The sequence below is a fragment of the Marinobacter sp. CHS3-4 genome (genome assembly GCF_030053415.1).
In the GTDB taxonomy this organism is placed as follows: domain Bacteria; phylum Pseudomonadota; class Gammaproteobacteria; order Pseudomonadales; family Oleiphilaceae; genus Marinobacter.
Map to the genome: position 1 here is coordinate 809967 of NZ_JASGBJ010000001.1, position 17659 is coordinate 827625.

Annotated in this window: 15 protein-coding genes; 9 read left to right on the forward strand and 6 right to left on the reverse strand. The window is 57.1% G+C overall.

All coding sequences use genetic code 11. The annotated features are described in order from the left end of the window. Positions 1-3: 3 nt before the first annotated feature. The 3 genes from QLQ17_RS03755 to QLQ17_RS03765 are packed head-to-tail and all read right to left on the reverse strand — an operon-like array spanning position 4 to position 3469. Positions 4-1371: a sensor histidine kinase gene (locus tag QLQ17_RS03755; protein ID WP_283208198.1), complete on the reverse strand. Its 1368-nt coding sequence runs from the start codon at positions 1369-1371 to the stop codon at positions 4-6. Then, positions 1368-2015 carry a response regulator transcription factor gene (locus tag QLQ17_RS03760; RefSeq protein ID WP_283208199.1) on the reverse strand — a complete coding sequence of 216 codons (648 nt, stop codon included), beginning with the start codon at positions 2013-2015 and terminating at the stop codon, positions 1368-1370. The genes QLQ17_RS03755 and QLQ17_RS03760 overlap by 4 nt, the downstream gene beginning before the upstream one ends. Next, positions 2012-3469 carry a response regulator gene (locus QLQ17_RS03765; protein WP_283208200.1) on the reverse strand — a complete coding sequence of 486 codons (1458 nt, stop codon included), beginning with the start codon at positions 3467-3469 and terminating at the stop codon, positions 2012-2014. The genes QLQ17_RS03760 and QLQ17_RS03765 overlap by 4 nt, the downstream gene beginning before the upstream one ends. Before the next feature lie 204 nt (positions 3470-3673). Between QLQ17_RS03765 and QLQ17_RS03770 the strand changes: the two genes are divergently transcribed. Genes QLQ17_RS03770 through msrB form a run of 4 tightly spaced genes read left to right on the forward strand, consistent with a single transcriptional unit; the run spans position 3674 to position 7343 of the window. Next, positions 3674-5050 carry a class II fumarate hydratase gene (locus QLQ17_RS03770; protein ID WP_283208201.1) on the forward strand — a complete coding sequence of 459 codons (1377 nt, stop codon included), beginning with the start codon at positions 3674-3676 and terminating at the stop codon, positions 5048-5050. Positions 5051-5053: 3 nt separating this feature from the next. Next, positions 5054-6247, forward strand: coding sequence for a chromate efflux transporter (gene chrA, locus QLQ17_RS03775; RefSeq protein WP_283208202.1), 1194 nt, complete (start codon positions 5054-5056; stop codon positions 6245-6247). Positions 6248-6267: 20 nt separating this feature from the next. Next, the gene (gene msrA / locus QLQ17_RS03780) at positions 6268-6909 is read left to right on the forward strand and encodes a peptide-methionine (S)-S-oxide reductase MsrA (protein WP_283208203.1); all 642 of its coding nucleotides are present in this window, start codon (positions 6268-6270) and stop codon (positions 6907-6909) included. Between the two features lie 8 nt (positions 6910-6917). Beyond that, positions 6918-7343, forward strand: coding sequence for a peptide-methionine (R)-S-oxide reductase MsrB (gene msrB, locus QLQ17_RS03785; protein ID WP_283208204.1), 426 nt, complete (start codon positions 6918-6920; stop codon positions 7341-7343). An 11-nt stretch (positions 7344-7354) separates the two neighbouring features. Here msrB and sorU read toward each other — a convergent pair whose 3' ends face one another. Both sorU and sorT read right to left on the reverse strand, forming a co-directional pair. After that, entirely contained in the window at positions 7355-7672 is a 318-nt protein-coding gene (gene sorU, locus QLQ17_RS03790; RefSeq protein ID WP_283208205.1) for a SorU family sulfite dehydrogenase c-type cytochrome subunit, read from the reverse strand. 28 nt (positions 7673-7700) lie between these two features. Beyond that, complete coding sequence (sorT, locus tag QLQ17_RS03795) at positions 7701-8921, reverse strand: SorT family sulfite dehydrogenase catalytic subunit (protein ID WP_283208206.1); 1221 nt, start codon at positions 8919-8921, stop codon at positions 7701-7703. Positions 8922-9065: 144 nt separating this feature from the next. On the opposite strand from sorT, the gene QLQ17_RS03800 reads away from it, so the two are divergent. Then, entirely contained in the window at positions 9066-9830 is a 765-nt protein-coding gene (locus tag QLQ17_RS03800) for a lysophospholipid acyltransferase family protein (RefSeq protein ID WP_283208207.1), read from the forward strand. 18 nt (positions 9831-9848) lie between these two features. On the opposite strand, the gene QLQ17_RS03805 is transcribed toward QLQ17_RS03800, so the two are convergent. Further along, positions 9849-10820: a calcium/sodium antiporter gene (locus QLQ17_RS03805; protein ID WP_283208208.1), complete on the reverse strand. Its 972-nt coding sequence runs from the start codon at positions 10818-10820 to the stop codon at positions 9849-9851. Between the two features lie 144 nt (positions 10821-10964). On the opposite strand from QLQ17_RS03805, the gene mqo reads away from it, so the two are divergent. From mqo to QLQ17_RS03825, 4 genes are all read left to right on the forward strand, one after another. After that, positions 10965-12455, forward strand: a complete 1491-nt coding sequence (gene mqo / locus QLQ17_RS03810) for a malate dehydrogenase (quinone) (RefSeq protein ID WP_283208209.1) — start codon at positions 10965-10967, stop codon at positions 12453-12455. Positions 12456-12600: 145 nt separating this feature from the next. After that, on the forward strand, positions 12601-13833 hold the full coding sequence (locus QLQ17_RS03815; RefSeq protein WP_283208210.1) for an ATP-grasp domain-containing protein: 1233 nt from the start codon (positions 12601-12603) through the stop codon (positions 13831-13833). Positions 13834-13886: 53 nt separating this feature from the next. Continuing rightward, positions 13887-15917, forward strand: a complete 2031-nt coding sequence (locus tag QLQ17_RS03820) for a hypothetical protein (RefSeq protein WP_283208211.1) — start codon at positions 13887-13889, stop codon at positions 15915-15917. A gap of 48 nt (positions 15918-15965) precedes the next feature. After that, a complete protein-coding gene (locus QLQ17_RS03825; protein ID WP_283208212.1) occupies positions 15966-17657 on the forward strand; it encodes an acetolactate synthase large subunit in 1692 nt (563 codons plus the stop codon). Positions 17658-17659 lie beyond the last annotated feature (2 nt).

Sequence of the window (17659 nt, forward strand, 5' to 3'; positions counted from 1 at the left end):
TCGTCAGCTCTGGGCAGGCAGCGTTAGTGTCACCCGCGTCCAGTGGCCCGGCTCACTGTCGATGGTCATGCTGCCGTCATGATGCCTCATAATGGTCTGACAGATACTCAGCCCAAGCCCCAGGTTTTCGCCGGATTCGCTGGTGCTATAAAAAGGATCGGCCAGTTTCTGCAGATCTTCTCTGGCGATGCCACAACCGTTGTCCTGCACGTCGATGATCAGGGTGCGGCCCTGCGGCAGCGCTGTTACTTCGATGGCTCTGAGGTGCTGGCCGCTTCTGCACTGCAAGGCAGAAGCCGAGTTGAGGAACAGATTTACGAACACCTGGGTCAACGCCGAGGCGTAGCAGGGAACCATCAGGGTGTCGGGGATCTGTACCAGAAGGTCAATGCCCCGAAGCCGGTTGCGACAGAATCGCCCCGCGGTCTGCACCAGTTCTGCAAGGGGGACGGTCTCTTTGGTGTTTTCCGGGTGAGGCAAAGAAAACTCGATCAGGTCTGACACGATGTCGGCAATACGGTTCTGGTGGAGGGCGGCGTCGTTGATGGCTTCGGCGACGTCTGGTTCGGAATTGACGTCACGGGCGTAGCTCAACGCCTGAATCGAACAGTTCACCGGATTCATGATTTCATGCAGCAGACCTTTTGCCATGTGGCTGAGCGCTTGATGTTTCTGCTGCTGGATCAGTTGTTCCTCGGTGGATTTGAGGGCGCGAAAGGTGCGTGTCAGCAGCTGGTTCCTGTCGTGCAACAGATACTGCAATGCCAGGATGTTGCGAATGAAGCGGTTGAAGAATATGGCCGACAGCGGCGCAATCACCAGGCACATGAGCACCAGCCAGTTCAACAGCACGGCCTCGACGATGACGTCGGCGGCCCGGCTATCCCCCAGTGCGGCAATCCAGGAAGACACGAACAACATCAGCAGGTTACAAGCGATCATGATGCCAGTGTGAAACAAGGATAGAGTGACAATGCCGATAAAACTGAGGAAAAAGTGCAGCCCTATGATGGGGATGACATCACCGCCACGTTCGATAAAGGCCAGGTAGCTGAAGATCGCCATGTTAAAAAACACCAGATACATGATCAGCGGCGTGCGGTATCGAATGGCCTTGAAGCGGTGGGCAGCAATAAAACTCCCCAGGATCGCCAGATAGACGAAATTCAAAGGCGGTACATTGGCAAAACCCACCTCGGCCGATCGCATCAGAATGTGGGCCAGGGTGCCGATCAGGGTCAGTAGCAGCGATACATCGGCGAAAACGGGCAGAAAACGGAAGCGGGACTGAGCGTTAAAAAACCGTTCGAACTGGCGCTGTTTTCTTGGCGGTAACTGGCGGATCTGTTCCAGGCCATTAAGCAGGTTCATAGATCAATCCGGTTGCGGAATCGCTTCATGAACAACATCAGGTCTGGCACCCTTTCGAAACCCATTTTGACGAATATCCGGTCTTTGTAGGAATGGACGGTTTTATAGGACACGCCAAGGCGTTCAGCAATGGCTTTGACGGCCACCCGATCTGCCATCAGCCGGGCCACTTCCTGTTCACGGGCAGACAGGGACTTGAAAGCGTGTAATGCGTGGTCCGGGTTTTCACTGGCGGTTGTATAAGATGCTGCATCCACATACACCTGCCCCTGGCGGATGTAGCCCAGGGCCTGAATCAATTCCTGTACCGGCTGGGACTTGGCAATCACCGCCTTGATGCCGGCATCCAGGTAGATGGCCAGGCGTGCTGGCGATACCGGTTTGTCCACTAACAGCAGTATTCGCAGTGCCGGTTGTTGAGAAAGCGCTACCTCGGAGATGGTCAGGCCATCGTTGTCAGTCAGTGCTTCCTCAATGATAAGCACGTTTGGCGCGGCCGTTGGAAGCTGGTTCAGGGTGTCGACTCCGGTGGCAGACTCCCCCACCAGATCCACGGTGTCTTCCAGCAACAGCTGGTACAGCAGGGCGTCCCGGAACAGGCGTTTATCGATCGTGACGTACAACCGGATATCGTCAGAGCTCACGCGTTATGATCCTCCAACGATCTGGCTGACTTACGGGAGGGCAGGGAAAGCGTTAGCCCGAAGCTGTGTTGTCCACCATGAATGTTCAGGTGGCCACCCAGCCGGTCTGCCCAGATAAACAATGCCAGCAGCGCGCCCTGTTGCTCCAGCAGTGGGTTGGACACACCGGTCAGCGGTGACAACAGGTGGCTGTACATTCTTAGCGGTTGATCCGGGCCAGAGGCGATGGTCAGTGCCTGGTCAGATTCAGTGATTTCCAGGCTTCGGGTGGTTAATCCTGATGCGGTCAGCAGGGTCGCCAGGGCTTCAGGGATGGCGGCAGGAATCTCATGGCCATGGAATTCCCGGGTGCCGTTCTCCGGAGAGGTCAATGAAGTGACTTCCACACGCAGGCCACGAATCAGGGCTTGATCGAGCTCTGGCAGTTCCAGGGCACGAAGATGGGCTTTGCCCGGATTGAGCGTATGGATGGTTTCCAGTGTCGAGAGAAACCGGTCGATCACTTCCGCCGTGGCCAGGGCCTGAGGCGCCGGGTCGGCCAGGGCCTCCATCAGCCGGGTACGGCGTCTCTCGCGAGAAGACTGGAAACTGCTGGATGTTTGTACCTGGCGGCTGGCAGCCTGGGCTTTTAGCCTGAAATGCTGGGCAATGGCGTCCTCAAGAACCGGCCGTAGATTGGCGGCGTTCCAGGGCTTTTTCTCGTAGCCGAAAATGCGGCCCTCATTGACCGCGCCCAGCGCCACGTCCAGCTCGCCGTAGGCAGAGGTCAGAATGCGAGTGATGTAAGGGTAGGATTGCCGCAGCTCGCTGATCAGCTGGTCGCCCTTCATGCCTGGCATGCGCTGATCGGTCATCAGGACCGCAATCCGGTCGCCTTCGTTCCGCAGAATGTTCAGGGCCTCGTCCGCGCTGGCGGCGCAGCGAACGCCGAATCGCTCCTGCATACGAAGAAGCTGTTTGCTCAGGTATTTGGTGGCGGCGGTTTCGTCGTCGACAATCAATACCAGCGGGCGCGATTCCGTGTGATCGGCGGCAGGAGCCTCATGGGCGGCAGGCTCGCTCCGATCACGGATACCCACGCCCATGGTGGCGGTGAACAGATCCGTGCGCAGGCGTTTTTCGTCCCAGGGACGTTCGTAGCAGCGATCGATGACCCGTTCGTCTAACAAGTGAACGATGTCATCCAGCGCCAACTGGTCGCTGATCAGTATCCTGAAACAGCCCGCATTGGATGCTTGGGCCAAAAGCTCGGATTTGCCCAGATTGCGAAGCGAAGGCTGAATCATCACCAGTGCGGCGGGAGCCTGCGGGGCGTGGTCGATACGGTGTCTGGCTTCTTCGTCTGTCCGGCATGGAATAATGTCGAAAGCGCCGGCAAACACCGACTGAAATGCGTCCAGATCTGAAGTGTGTTCGTATCGCAGGATCACGGGCGCAGCTGGTTCTGAGGGCATCAGATTCCGTCCTGAATGGCAGTTTTCGCGTTGAGTATATCAACGAATAGCTGGCCTGCCTGTAGGAATGTCTTACGCTCGTTTCAGCGCTGTCTATCAGGGGGTGGGCTGAATGAGCCGTTAAGCAACTTGGGCTAGACTGCGGGTATCCAATACAGTGGTGACCCAGGTTTGCCTGGAATCACCCAACGCATGGAGGATGTAATGACGGACTTTCGCACAGAGAAAGACAGCCTTGGCGAGGTACATGTACCCGCAAATGCACTGTGGGGTGCGCAGACCCAGCGCGCCGTGAATAATTTTCCCGTCAGCGGCTTGCCAATGCCTCCTGCCTTTATTGCAGCGGTCGTCAGAATCAAACAGGCGGCCGCTGACGCCAATGCCAGTCTTGGATTGCTGGATGTGCCGCAACGCGATGCCATCAGTGAGGTCGGGGATCGCATCATTGCCGGTGAATTCAACGACCAGTTTCCAGTGGATCGTTACCAGACCGGGTCTGGCACCAGCACCAACATGAACGTCAACGAGGTGATCTCCGCGCTGGCCAAGCAGGACGGCGTAGACGTGAACCCCAACGATCACGTCAATATGAGCCAGAGTTCCAATGATGTGATCCCGACGGCCATTCATGTCAGTGCCATAGCGGGTGTCCAGGAGCGCCTGCTGCCCGCACTGACCCACCTTTGTGGCGTGATTTACGAGCGTGAAGGGCTGTTCGGCGAACAGGTGAAAACCGGGCGAACCCATTTGATGGACGCCATGCCTGTGACTCTGGGTCAGGAACTGCGAACCTGGCGGGAACAGTTGCTGGCGGTGGAAAAGCGACTGGACAGCGCGACCGATGAATTACTGGCCCTGCCCCAGGGTGGTACTGCGGTTGGCACCGGCGTCAACGCGCCAGAGGAATTTGCGCCACAGTTCGTAAAGTATCTGAAAGAGAAAACGGGCTACAGTTTCCAATCGCTGGACCACAAATTTGTTGGTCAGAGCGCCATTGATGGGCCTGTGAATCTGTCATCCCAGCTTCGCGGGCTGGCCATGGTGCTGACCAAGATTGCCAACGACCTGCGCTGGATGAACAGTGGCCCGATTCACGGATTGGCTGAAATCAGCCTGCCTGCCCTGCAGCCGGGTAGCAGTATTATGCCGGGCAAAGTGAACCCGGTAATTCCTGAGTCTGTCGCCATGGCCAGCGCCCAGGTGATGGGTCTGGACAGCACCAACGCGATCGCTGGTCAGTCCGGGAATTTTCAGCTCAATGTGATGCTGCCTCTGGTGGGCAGCAATCTGTTGGACATGATCGAGCTGTTGGGCAATGCCATGAATATGCTGGCAGACAAGGCGATTCGGGACTTCACCGTGAATGCCGATAATCTAAATGCAGGTGTTGGCAAGAACCCGGTGCTGGTAACGGCACTGAATCCGGAAATTGGTTACGCCCTGGCTTCGGACATCGCGAAAGAAGCCTATAAAACCGGGCGACCGGTGATTGATGTGGCCGAAGAGCGAAGTGGCCTGAGCCGTGCAAGACTCGAAGAACTGATGGACCCATTGAAACTCACTCGTGGCGGAATGACCTGATCGATGAGCCAGGCTGACGAGCAATTCAGGGAAGCAGGTTCGGCCTGGTCGGTTTTTTTGCTGTTTCTGCGTATGGGGCTGACGTCGTTTGGCGGGCCGGTAGCGCACCTGGGCTTCTTTCACGATGAGTTTGTGCAGCGCCGTCGGTGGTTGACGGAGCAGGCCTACGCTGAGTTGGTGGCACTGAACCAGTTACTGCCGGGCCCGGCGTCCAGTCAGGTTGGGCTGGCGCTGGGCTATCTGCGTGGCGGGTATGCCGGGGCGATGGCGGCCTGGTTGGGGTTTACTTTGCCTTCGGCGGTGATTATGGCGCTGTTCGCATCCGGGCTTGCGCTCTGGCCAGAAGCCAGCGCCGGCGGCTGGGTGGTCGGGCTGAAACTGTTCGTGGTTGCTGTGGTGGCCCAGGCCGTCTGGCAGATGGGCACAAAACTTTGCCCCGATGGCTCGCGGCGAGCGGTTGCATTGGTGGTGGCAGCGTTGCTGCTGGTGGCTGGCAGTCTGTGGATGCAGGCGCTCGCGCTGGTCTTGGCAGGGGTTGCAGGTGCACAGCTGAAGTTGGGTAGCGACACATCGGATCAGCGCACAGCCGATCTGGATTTGCCCCTGAAAACCCGCAAACCAATGATATTTTTTGGGGTTTTTCTGGGGTTGCTTGCATTGACCATTGGGCCGTGGAGCGACGGATCGATGTCGTCACTGGCGGCCGAGCTATACCGCGCCGGTGCCCTGGTGTTCGGTGGCGGGCATGTGGTGCTGCCCTGGTTGGAAGAGGGCTTTGTGGCCTCAGGATCAATGCCTGCTGATACCTTCCTGGCGGGCTATGGTGCGGCACAGGCCATGCCGGGTCCCCTGTTCAGCTTTTCGGCGTTTTTAGGCGGTGTGCAGAATGGCTGGATGGGTTCTGCCGTCGCGGTCGTTGCCGTGTTTCTACCAGGAACTCTGCTGGTGTTTGCAGGTCTGCCCCTATGGCACTATGTGCGCAGACACGAACAGGCCCGTAACGCGCTGGCGGGGGTCAACGCCGGTGTCGTCGGCCTGCTGCTGTCGGCCCTGTACGATCCGGTGTGGACGTCTGCCATCACATCGTCTGCGTCGGTGGGTTTTGTGCTGTTGGTCTGGATGGCGCTGACCATCTGGAAAGTGCCGGTGTGGCTGCTGGCAATCCTGAGCGGCCTGTTTGGCCTGTTAGTATTCTGATCAAATAACCAGAGGTGGCTATGGCAACGTCTTGTGATATACCCGGAATGAATGTCCCAGTGAGTCGCTTTCCCGATCCGGAGCATGACCTGACGGATCAGTCCGGCGAGCAGCGCGCGGTTCTGGGCGGGGGCTGTTTCTGGTGTGTCGAAGCGGTTTTCCTGGCCGTCGACGGGGTGACTGGTGTGGTCTCCGGCTATGCGGGTGGATCCCCGGAAACGGCGAACTACCGCGACGTCTGTTCCGGCCAGACCGGCCATGCCGAAGTGGTGGAAGTCAGCTATGACCCGGCGAAAGTGAGCTTTGGTGAGCTGCTGAAGATCTTTTTCTCGGTGGCCCATGACCCCACGCAATTGAACCGTCAAGGCAATGATCGTGGCACCCAGTACAGGTCGGTGGTGTTTTACGAAACCGAAGACAAAAGGCGGGTGGCTGAACACTATCTGGCCCTGCTTAATGACGCGGGCGTATACAAGGAGCCTCTGGTGACGACGCTGGAGCCCTTAACGAGTTTTCACCCGGCCGAGTCCTATCACCAGAACTTTGCGGCCAAGAACCCTTATCAACCTTACGTGATGGCTATAGCTGCACCGAAGATGGAAAAACTGGCGAATAACTTCCCGGATCGCCTGAAACCCGAATACGACGACAACAACACTTGAGGCCCCTTATGACTACCTCTGCAGCCGGATATGACCTGGCACCATTGACCCAGGACCAGATCAATGAAAAAGCGGCCCATTTAACCGATGAAGAGCGCCGGGTGCTTCTGGATCACGGCACCGAGCGGCCTTTCTGCGGCACCTTGCTGGACAATAAAAAAGCCGGCGTCTACGACTGTCGCCTGTGCGATCTACCGTTGTTCAGTTCGGATTCCAAATTTGAGTCGGGCACCGGATGGCCTAGTTTTTTCCAGCCGTTTGATCCGGACCATATTCGTTACATTGAGGACAAGAGTCTGGGAATGGTGCGCACTGAAGTCCGCTGCCCTCGGTGCGACAGTCATCTGGGGCACGTTTTCCCCGACGGACCGCCCCCGACAGGACAGCGGTATTGCCTGAACTCGGTAGCGATGACCTTTCGAGAAACCGGGTAACCTACGGCGGGCTACTTCCCCCCGCCGGTTACTTTGGCAACGTAGTGGGCGACGGCGTTGATATCATCTGAGGACAATGAGTCCTGGAAGGATGGCATGACACCGACACCGCTGCTCACCGCCGCCTTCACCTGTTTCATGCTGGGAGCAAGCTCGTCCAGGTTCGGGCCAATCTGCCCGGCAGATCCGGCATCTGCCAGGGTGTGGCACACAGAGCAGGCCGGCTTGGCCTCCATAAACACTTTTTTGCCTTTCTCAAACGTCGCATCTGCTGCAGCGACGTGAGAGAACATCAGGGCGGTCAGGCCGACGATTGCAGCGAGCTTCATTCAGTCAATTCCTGTTCTGTGAGACAGCTTAACCCACCTGGACGGTCACACCGTGGTCGTCCCAGCCGTTATGACCATAGCCCCGTTCGTTGTCGATCCGGCCTTTAGGCTGGATTTCGCCGTCCACATCGGTTGCACGGCTGACAATACGGAACTCACCTGCCGAAAGGTCGGCTGCCATAACGAAGGGTCGCCAGGCATATGGACCCAGGTCGGGTCCCAGGAATCTGGCCATTTTCCAGCTGTTTCCCCCGTCTACGGATACCTCCACCTGCTTGACGGATTTGGCTCCGCCAAATGCGACCCCGTAGATCATGACGCGGCCTGATTTTGCGGTTTCCAACGGCGCTGTGACCCAGGATTTCACGTTCATTTCCCACATGGAGGGCTGATCCGGGTCGCCTTTCTTGCCCACTTCCCTGATCCGGTAGCTGGTCGCCTGGATCTTGGCGTCGGTCTGGTTTTCGGTCAGAGCGACTTTCTTGACGTACTTAACGTTGTTCACACCGTAAAAGCCGGGAACCACCATTCTGAGGGGCCCGCCATGAGTCAGGGGCAGGTCTTCATCGTTCATGGACCAGGCCAGCATGGCACCTTCCAGGGCGCGGGTGGGTACCGAACGCTCGATCATGACTTTTTTCGGGTCCAGGCCATCCGGAAGCATCTCACCACCGGTGCTGGTGACGTATTTGACGCCGGATTTCATTCCGCCGAGCGCCTCAATTACGGTTTTCACCGGAACACCGGTCCACATGACACAGCCGGCGGCACCGACAGACCACTGGCTGCCGCCCGCGCCATGCGGGAAGAAAGCGCGACCATTGCCCGAGCACTGAAGTACGGACGCGGTAGAGACAACCCCCATTTCCTTCAGTTCTCCGAGGGTCAGGGTGCGGGGGTTGTTGACGCCCTCGAAAGTAACTTCCCAGGCATCGCGGTCGGCGACGTAGCTTTCACTGGGCTGCGGCAGATTGTTACGTATGAAGAGGCGGTCACTCGGCGTGATGACGCCACTGCCGATCGCGCCGCGCTTCGTTTCCATGGTATTGGCGCTGTGGATGATTAACGCGTTCTGCTCTTTCCAGGCCGCGTAGTCCGGCAAGGAGGATGGCGCATCTGCTCGTGCCAACGGAGTGAACCCCAGCAGGCTGACAGCCGCCATGGCACCTGCACTGCCAAGCAACAACTGGCGACGGCTCGGGTTTTCAGGAAGTGTGTTTAACGTTTTGGGGATTTGTTGGGCTGGCATTGGTTATTCCTTGTTTTTTTATTCCTCCCACAGCAATAGTCTGTGATCAAAAATTGTGCAATGTACTTTTGTCTGGTTTTCTACGGTGGGTGGGCAAAGGCTATAATTGGCGCAGCTTTCGCGTTAATGCCAATTGGAAATATCATGATCCGCCTTAATACCAATCCACTGCGCGAGTCGGCCACGATTCTCAGACGCGCTGGTGTCATCATGGGAACCGTGGGGCTGACTGCGCTTTACTCGGCCGTTATGTTGCTGCGCGCCCTGTTCGGTCGCCTCGACCGCCGCATGGTGGATAAATACTGTCGTGAGTGGTCGGCGGCACTGTTGCGGCTGGTTCGTGTCAGCCTGACCGTAAGGGGAGAGGTGCCCGATTTCAGTGACGGTCGGCGGTATATCATCATGTGCACCCATGCCAGCCATTACGATATCCCGGTGACCTTTGTGTCCTTGCCAGGTTCGATCCGCATGCTGGCCAAAAAGGAACTGTTCAAGATTCCCCTGTTGGGCCAGGCGATGCGGGCAGGGGAATTTCCCTCGATTGATCGTTCCAGCCAGGCTCAGGCTCGTCAGGATCTGCGCAAAGCGAAGGAAATGATGGAAAGCGGCATTGTGCTCTGGGCGGCTCCGGAAGGGACCCGATCTCCAGATGGAAATCTACTGCCGTTCAAAAAGGGTTGCTTTCATCTGGCGCTGGACACCGAAGCAGTGATTCTGCCTGTCGCCATCCGTGGTATTCAGCGGGTGCTGCCTGCCAGAACCATGCACATCAATCTGGGGCAGTTGGTTGAGATGCGTGTGGGCAAGCCCATTGATACCGTTGGTAAAACCAAAGAAGACCTGGCAGAGGTTATGACCAGCGTGCGATCCGCGATGGAGGAACTGCTGGGTAACGGTGAGCCGGAATAGCCCCGGCTATCGCCGTCGCTAGCCCGCCAGTGTCGACATCAGATAGCCGGCATACCCCACATAGGCTGCAACCAGAATCGCCCCGTCGCGGCGGCTGATTTCCCTGGATTTTCCACTTAGCCCGAAGCCCATCAGCAGCAAGGTAAGGGTCAGCGCCATCATCACTGTCCAATCTCGGTACAGCACTTCTGGATCAACCGACAGAGGATGAATGCTGGCGGCCAGGCCAACCACTGCCAGAGTATTGAAAATGCCTGAGCCCATGATGTTGCCCAGAATCAGATCGTGCTCGTTCTTTTTCACCGCCGCCAATGCGGAGGCAAGCTCTGGCAGCGAGGTGCCTATGGCGACAATCGTCAGGCCGATGATCAGGTCACTGACGCCCAGGCTCTGGGCGATGAACACCGCTCCCCAGACCAGCATCCGGGAACTCACCAACAGCAATATAAGCCCCACCACCAGCCACATCAGTGCTTTGTTGAGAGACATGGGGTGTTCGATCAGCTCAGCGTCTGCGTCGCCGCCTAGCGTGTCGCCTTTGCCTCGAATGCCCTGATAGATGGACCAGCCCATTACCCCGGCGAAGACAATCAATAACAGCCAGCCATCCAGCTGGCTGAGCTCGCCATCGATCAACTGGGCGCCGGCAAAGACCGTCAGTGCAATCAGCAGGGGAATCTCTTTGCGCAGGATTTGTGAATGGACGGTTATTGGGGCAATCAATGCTGTTACGCCCACAATCACTGCGATATTGGTGATGTTCGAGCCATAAGCATTACCGAGGGCCAGGCCAGGATTTCCATCCAGTGCTGCCATCGCTGATACCGCCAACTCCGGTGCTGATGTACCAAACCCGATGATGACCATGCCGATAAGCAACGATGGCATGCCCAGGTGTTTGGCGGTGGCGGCAGCGCCTTCAATGAAACGGTCTGCACTCCAGACCAGAAGGATCAGGCCGGCGAGAATAGCGAGACTGGCCAATAGCATAATTGCGCCTTGAGGGAGAATTCAGGAGGATGGATTCTAAACATTTGACCCACTCACGGCCAGTGTCCGTACAATCTGGCTGTCACAGGTCTGCCCGCTGATCGTGGGTAGATACAGGATTTTCGATCACTAGGATGAGTTTTAATGGCCGTTAGACAGGCAGATGTAGTGCTGGTCGGCGGTGGCGTCATGAGCGCTACCCTCGGCATGATGCTCAGGCAACTGGATCCAGCCCTGGACATCGTCATGGTGGAGCGTCTTGACCACGTGGCCCATGAAAGCACGGACGGATGGAACAACGCAGGTACCGGCCATGCCGGTTACTGCGAACTTAACTACACCCCGGAAACTGAGGATGGCGACGTCGCCATCGAGCGAGCGCTGCAGATCAACGCAGCCTTCGAAGTGTCGCTGCAGTTCTGGTCGCATCTGGTGGAACAGGGGGCGTTGCCCGAGCCCTCGTCGTTCATCAACCGCACGCCACACCAGAGCTTTGTATGGGGTGAAGAGAACGTTCAATACCTCAAAAAGCGCTACAAGAGGCTCAGCGCTCACCATTTGTTTCGCGACATGGAGTTCACCGAGTCACCGCGGCAACTGGAAGAATGGATGCCGCTGGTGGTGAAAAACCGTGACCCCATGGAACGCGTTGCAGCTACCCGTGTGAAACATGGGGCGGACGTTGATTTTGGTTCACTGACTCGCAGCATGGTCGAGCATCTGCAAAGCACGCCAAATTTCGAACTGATGCTCAACAGCCCCGTGAATTATCTGGCGCAGAAGGACAATGGTCGCTGGGAAGTGCGGGTCAAAAATCAGAAAACTGGCGAGCCGCAGAAACTGGACGCCGGTTTCGTGTTTCTGGGCGCTGGCGGCGGCGCTTTGCCAATGCTTCAGAAATCCGGTATTGCAGAGTCGAAGGGATATGGCGGTTTCCCGGTCAGTGGTCAGTGGCTGGTTTGCCAGAAGCCGGAGATCGTGGCTCAGCATAATTCCAAGGTATATGGGAAGGCCCCGATCGGCGCGCCGCCGATGTCTGTGCCTCATCTGGATACCCGGATAATCAACGGTCAGCCCGCGCTTTTATTCGGGCCATTCGCCGGTTTCACCACTCGATTTCTGAAGCAAGGGTCGGTTTTCGACTTGTTCGGTTCCGTGCGTTCCAACAATTTAAGACCTATGCTTTCAGTTAGCCGCACAAATATGGATCTGACCCGATACCTCATCGGCGAAGTGTTTCAGTCTCACAGTGAGCGTGTGGCATCACTGCGCAATTATTTCCCGGACGCCCGGGAAGAAGACTGGAAACTTCAAAACGCCGGCCAGAGGGTTCAGATCATCAAAAAGTCCCCCGGTGGAGGGGGTAAGCTGGAATTCGGCACGGAAATCGTGGCTGCAAAAGATGGTTCGCTGGCGGCACTGTTGGGGGCATCCCCGGGAGCTTCGACAGCGGCGCATGCCATGATCGATGTGATCGAGCGCTGTTTCGGTGATCGTATCAAGACACCGGAGTGGCAAAAGCGGATGAAAACCATGGTTGCGTCTTACGGGCAGTCCCTTGTCGATGATGAACAATTGCTCAAAAAAGTTCGTAAGTGGACGCTCTCGACGCTGGCATTGGGCTCATATTCTTAATCGTTCTAATGCGAAGCGGGGCACTGGCACTGGCGGCCTAACGAGCTTCCTGCCCCGTGCCTGCGCCGCTTGAAGTGAGCTGAATGTTTTGCCAATTGGGCTGAGCACGTTAGGTTTGATAAGAACATGCATCAAGGAGAAGCTAATGAGCGAGGAAAATTACGATCCGAACAAAGGTTACATAGCACTGCTGGGGTGGAGCCTGAATGCGGTTGAGGCCGCGGACAAATTCGACCGCCGTTACGTGGTCGTAGCGCCGGATTGGGCCGAGACCTACTGCAAAGAGCACGATATTCCCTACGTGCCCTGGAATTTTGAGCGCTTGAACGATCGTTCGTTCGAGATCGCGCAGACGCTGAAAGACATGGGCGTCGACGTTGCCATCCCACTGTTCGAAGAAACTGTGGAGTGGGCTGGCGCCATCAACTCGGTGTTGCTGGATCAGCCAAAGCTGTTTGGTCAGTCCATGCTGCTGCGTGACAAGGCGTTGATGAAGCGTCGTGCCCAGTTGGGCGGCATTCGCGTGGGTATCTTCGAAGAAGCCCACGACAAAGACGACGTCATCCGGTTCCTGAAGCGGGTTAACCAGACACTGCTGAAGCTGGATGGCGACCCCAACGACCCGATTCACCTGAAGGCCTTTGACAAAGCTGGCTGTCTTGGGCATCGCGTGATTCGTACGCCAGACGAAGTGGACACCATCCCGGAAGAAGAATTTCCGGTGCTGATGGAATCCCACCTGGACGGTTGGGAATTCGCGGTTGAAGCCTGGATCCACAACGGCAAGATTGCGTTCCTCAACATTTCTGAGTACGTCACGCTCGGTTATTCCGTGTTTGTGCCAGCGACTCCAGATCTCGAGAAGTATCGTGAGCAGGTCACCCGTGAGATCGAGAAACTGATCAAGACCTTCGACATCGAATTCGGCGTGATTCACCCCGAATACTTCGTGACCAGTGACAGCACCATGTACTTCGGTGAAGTGGCATATCGTCCACCCGGATTCAAAGTGTTTGAGCTTCTGGAAAAGGCTTACGGATTCAACGCCTATCAGGCCATGTTCATGGTGTTCGATCCGAAAACCACGGAAGATGAGGTCAAGAATTTCTTCCCGAAAGAAGTTGTGGACGCCAAAGGTTATGCAGGCTGCTTCGGGGTTTACCCGCGTCGCCGCGTAGTCAGCAAGCTGGAGATGCCGGAAGAGACGGAAAACCATCCGTACTTCGAGTCTCACGAGCTGACACCGCCGCTGGAAGAAACGGTCACCAAGCGTACCGCTTTCGGTACTCACTGGGGCCTGGTTTATTTCTTCGGTGACGACGCATACACCATGCGTGATTTACTTAAGCATCAGGAAGAGTTGGATTTCTATGTATAATCCCGAAAGGATTATGCAACAACGAGTCTGGCACAGACTCTGAGGAAATCTGTTTGAGCAATTCCGACGCTGGAAAAACAGCGCCTGTCGTCGATTTCGATACGCTCGTGCGACGACTGGATGATGCAATAGCGGCTCTCGCTGAGAGCCGCTCCTTTACCAAGGCTGCCAAGCTGCCACGCGTGTTCGACATCGTTCGCCGTGTACTGCTTCAGCCGGGTGGCTGTCAGGCCATCCAGGATCGCGCCGAGAAGCTAGAACAAGCCGGCGTGTTTGCGGGCACAGATTGGGCGGATCCGTCCATTCTGTTGCCTAACCTGACGACCTATTCCCTCCAGAGCACCCACCCTGACACGATTGTGGTCGAAGCCATGAGTGAGCTTCGACTGTTAGCGGTCGCGCTGGGGCACTACCTTCATCCCTCGGTGTCCGCGGAACAGGCTCATCACTATCTGACTCAGGTGCTGGCCATCAATCTGCGGCTGCTCTCCGGCGAGAGCGGTGAGGCCGAACGGGAACAGGGCAAGCTGGCCCTGGTCAGCCGCGCGTTGGTTCAGCACATCGCCGCCGAGATTGGTTACGAACACGTGATCGACCGGCTGATCGACGAGATCTGGCGAATTCTTGAGCAGCGCCCGATTCAGGTGAACAGTGTCCGTCAGATGATCACGCAGATTGCGCTGTGCCGTTCGGATCCATCGGTGGACCTTGGCGGATCCGGCCAGGGCGCAGAGCGACTGATCTCCAGCCTTTATGGCCCGACGCAGGCCTGTCGCGAAGACCCGGGTATTCCGGTATATGAGGAACGTCTCTCTCACATGGACTTCGGGGCGTTGCAGAGTGAAGCGACGGGGTTCGCGCGGTCCATGCACGACACCGGGCTGGTGTCGCCTTACCATGCCGCGTTTCTGCGGTACATCCTTACACAAGAGCAGCCCATGATTACTGATGCGCTCGGGCTGTCGACCACCGGGCGCGACTGTCTGATGTGCTATCGCTCGCTAGTGTACCGTCTGATTGAGGAGTCGGTGTTCCCGGAAACGGCCCAGGGCATTTATGGCCTGGCACTGTTGCTGGATCGGGGCATTTTGTATCAGCCGCCGATTGAGCCAGCACTCTGGCGGCAGATTCAGTTGCCACTATGCCAGCAGGCACGAAACCGGATAGAGCTGGCCTATGGCTACCAGCCATCGGCACGGGCCTGGTTGCTCCAGGGCGTGCTGAACATTCTGGGGCAGCCACTGGGCGTTGGGCAGGGGAACAACCCGACATGTCAGGCGGCGCGGGCCCTATCCATGTGGGCCTATAACGACCCGGACTATCTGCTTCAGATGGTGGCCTGGGCGGCTCGCGAAGATGAGATTGTCATGCACTTCGAAGGCAATCCGGTGTCATCGGCCAAAAGCCAGGGAGGCGTTGCCTCCGACGTCACGCTGGATCTTGATCCTGTGTCGCTGGTGGTCGTGCCTCATCTGGATCGCATTTATGCGGAAATGGGACGCCTGTGTATCGGACGCCCCGGCGATCCCCATCAGTGGGTTAATCCAGAGTTTCATGGCTGGTCTGCCGGTCGTGGTTTCCGTATCAATGTTGACGTTGCAACCGGCAATCTGATGGAGCTGGAAGACTTCCTGCGGCATTTCTATGCCTGCTATCACCCGCACTGCAACGGGGACCAGCCGCTTGTGCATCCTCAGCCGGCAGGGGTGGCCATCACGGACAGCGCCGCCCGCTTCATTGGCTGGCATGCCATTACGGTGTTACGAGTTGCTCCGGATCCGGAAGGCGTTATGCGGGTCTATTTCTTCAACCCGAACAACGACAGCGGTCAACACTGGGGCAATGATGTGCAGGTGAGTACAGCCAAACATGGTGAACGTTTCGGCGAAGCGTCTTTGCCGTTTGAGCAGTTTGCATCGCGGTTGTACATATTCCACTACCACTACGATCCGTTGGAAAAGGACGAGCCGGTGGAAGTGGACGACGAGGAAATCAGGAAAGTCGTCGCCCGGGTTCACCGGAGCTGGGGCAGGGACAGACTGCCCGCCGACACAATGCAGGCCTCGCAGCCGCCCTCTGAATAGAGTCAGGTTATTGGCCATGCGGTATTACTAACAGAGCGCGGAGGTTGAATGTCGAAAACGGAAGGCACTGTGGAAACAACGGCCAAGAGCGGCGTCACGGGCGCTGAATTGTTTGTTAAAGCTCTGGAGAACGAAGGCGTTCGTTACCTGTTTGCCGTTCCCGGTGAAGAAAATCTCGACTTTCTCGAAGCACTTCGCACTTCGCGCATTCAGCTGGTACTAAACCGTCATGAACAGGCGGCTGGTTTTATGGCTGCGACCTACGGCCGTTTGACCGGTCGCGTCGGTGTTTGTCTCTCGACCCTTGGTCCCGGCGCCACCAACCTGGTGACGGCAGCGGCCTATGCGCAGTTGGGCGCGATGCCCATGATGATGATTTCTGGCCAGAAGCCCATCAAATCTTCGAAACAGGGGCTGTTCCAGATTCTGGACGTTGTTGACCTGATGCGCCCGCTCACCAAATACACGCGTCAGATCAGCAATGCCAATACGGTACCTGCGAAAGTGCGGGAAGCATTCCGACTTGCGTCTGAGGAGCGGCCCGGCGCGGTTCATCTGGAACTGCCGGAAGACATTGCCGCCGAAATGGCCGGGCCAGACGCATTCATCTTCGAGCCCAGCGATGCCCGTCGGCCCACGGCCAGTCAGAAAAGCCTGGATACCGCCTGCGACATGATCCGCCAGGCACGGCATCCATTGATCATGATCGGCGCCGGTGCCAACCGCAAACGGGTATCCCAGGCATTGATTCACCTGGTAAACGCCACAGGCATTCCTTTTTTCACCACCCAGATGGGTAAAGGCGTGGTCGATGAACGCCACCCCCGCTATCTGGGTAACGCTGCTTTGTCGGCGGGCGATTTCGTGCATTGCGCCATCGACCACGCTGACCTGGTGATCAACGTGGGCCACGATGTGGTTGAGAAACCACCGTTTTTCATGAAGCCCGGCGGCAAGCAGGTGATCCACGTGAATTTTTCGGGGGCTGATGTCGACCCGGTGTACTTCCCGCAGCTGGAAGTTGTCGGTGACATTGCCAACAGCGTGGACTACCTGGCTGAAACCTGTGGTGAATGTTCGAGCCATGATTTCAGCCGGTTTATGGACGTAAAAGCTGCGGTGGATAAGCATCTTGCCGAGAAAGCAGACGATGACCGTTACCCCGTCATCCCCCAGCGGATCGTCAGCGACGTTCGCAAGATTATGCCGGAAGACGGCATCATTGCGCTGGACAACGGCATGTACAAACTCTGGTTTGCCCGTAACTACCCCGCCTACGACAACAACACCGTGTTGTTGGACAACGCCCTCGCGTCCATGGGCGCGGGCCTGCCCAGTGCGATGATGGCCGCTATGCTGTATCCGAACCTGAAGGTCATGGCTGTGTGTGGCGATGGCGGTTTCATGATGAACAGTCAGGAAGTGGAAACCGCAGTTCGCCTGAATCTGAACCTGGTGGTGCTGATCATCAATGACAACGCCTACGGGATGATTAAATGGAAGCAAGGTCAGGAAGGCTTTGAAGACTTTGGCCTGGACTACGGCAACCCCGATTTTGTGAAATACGCCGGCGCCTACGGAGCGACCGGGCACCGCGTCTCCCGCACCGAAGATCTTAGACCGACCTTGCAGGAGGCTTTGTCACAAGGCGGCGTTCATCTGGTGGATGTGCCGGTGGATTACAGTGAAAACCGCCGTGTGTTTGATGAAGAATTGGTAAAGCTGACCTGTAACCTCTGACC

What these genes read in the sequence shown, in the direction of transcription:
- QLQ17_RS03755 (WP_283208198.1), bottom strand. Translation starts at nt 1,371, where the DNA reads ATGAACCTGCTTAATGGCCTGGAACAGATCCGCCAGTTACCGCCAAGA.
- QLQ17_RS03765 (WP_283208200.1), bottom strand. Translation starts at nt 3,469, where the DNA reads ATGCCCTCAGAACCAGCTGCGCCCGTGATCCTGCGATACGAACACACT.
- QLQ17_RS03770 (WP_283208201.1), top strand. Translation starts at nt 3,674, where the DNA reads ATGACGGACTTTCGCACAGAGAAAGACAGCCTTGGCGAGGTACATGTA.
- chrA (WP_283208202.1), top strand. Translation starts at nt 5,054, where the DNA reads ATGAGCCAGGCTGACGAGCAATTCAGGGAAGCAGGTTCGGCCTGGTCG.
- msrA (WP_283208203.1), top strand. Translation starts at nt 6,268, where the DNA reads ATGGCAACGTCTTGTGATATACCCGGAATGAATGTCCCAGTGAGTCGC.
- msrB (WP_283208204.1), top strand. Translation starts at nt 6,918, where the DNA reads ATGACTACCTCTGCAGCCGGATATGACCTGGCACCATTGACCCAGGAC.
- sorU (WP_283208205.1), bottom strand. Translation starts at nt 7,672, where the DNA reads ATGAAGCTCGCTGCAATCGTCGGCCTGACCGCCCTGATGTTCTCTCAC.
- sorT (WP_283208206.1), bottom strand. Translation starts at nt 8,921, where the DNA reads ATGCCAGCCCAACAAATCCCCAAAACGTTAAACACACTTCCTGAAAAC.
- QLQ17_RS03800 (WP_283208207.1), top strand. Translation starts at nt 9,066, where the DNA reads ATGATCCGCCTTAATACCAATCCACTGCGCGAGTCGGCCACGATTCTC.
- QLQ17_RS03805 (WP_283208208.1), bottom strand. Translation starts at nt 10,820, where the DNA reads ATGCTATTGGCCAGTCTCGCTATTCTCGCCGGCCTGATCCTTCTGGTC.
- mqo (WP_283208209.1), top strand. Translation starts at nt 10,965, where the DNA reads ATGGCCGTTAGACAGGCAGATGTAGTGCTGGTCGGCGGTGGCGTCATG.
- QLQ17_RS03815 (WP_283208210.1), top strand. Translation starts at nt 12,601, where the DNA reads ATGAGCGAGGAAAATTACGATCCGAACAAAGGTTACATAGCACTGCTG.
- QLQ17_RS03825 (WP_283208212.1), top strand. Translation starts at nt 15,966, where the DNA reads ATGTCGAAAACGGAAGGCACTGTGGAAACAACGGCCAAGAGCGGCGTC.